1 pseudogene is annotated in these 567 nt (G+C 40.9%); it reads right to left on the reverse strand.

Annotated elements, in window-relative coordinates:
• Positions 1 to 441 (reverse strand): annotated as a pseudogene (locus ACKX14_RS15545) (integrase core domain-containing protein); the annotation flags it as partial.
• Positions 442 to 567 lie beyond the last annotated feature (126 nt).

Below are 567 nucleotides of genomic sequence, written 5' to 3' on the forward strand. Positions count from 1 at the left end.
CTGCAAAGGTTCGAAGGCGGAGAAATCTGCTGCAAATCGGCGGGAGCCGGTAAGCGTCTTGTATTTACGACAGCGTATACCGTAACGTCTTCTAATATTTCGAATAGTAAAAGGGGAAAGTTGAATATTGAAGGTATTTTTAATAAACGATGCCAGTCTTTTAGAGCCCAGGTTAGTTTCTTTTGCCAGAGTGACGACCAAATTTTCGATATGCTCTGGAGTTCTATTAGGCATGCGGAATATAGGGCCTCGTTTTTTGATACAGGCCGATATATCGCCATTAGAAAGCTTGAAACGCTCTTTTAATTTATACACCCATCTTGGAGTAACACCCAAGATTTTAGCGGTTTCTTTAACGGAATGAGACTCAAGCAAAGAGATAGTAACTTGAGCGATAGCCTGGGGATTACCGGAAGCTTTAAGTTTTTGGTATAATGTCATTGGGTGGGATCCCTCCTTAATGGGTTTTTGTTGTACCATATCCATAATACCTCAGGGATACCCACCCTTTGCAATGTCTTTTTAACTTTAATAAAGTAGTGTGAACGAAACTGTGGCTCATCTACA

Source organism: Thermorhabdus hydrogeniformans (assembly GCF_049310025.1).
Lineage (GTDB): Bacteria > Bacillota > Thermosediminibacteria > Thermosediminibacterales > Tepidanaerobacteraceae > JBJYKD01.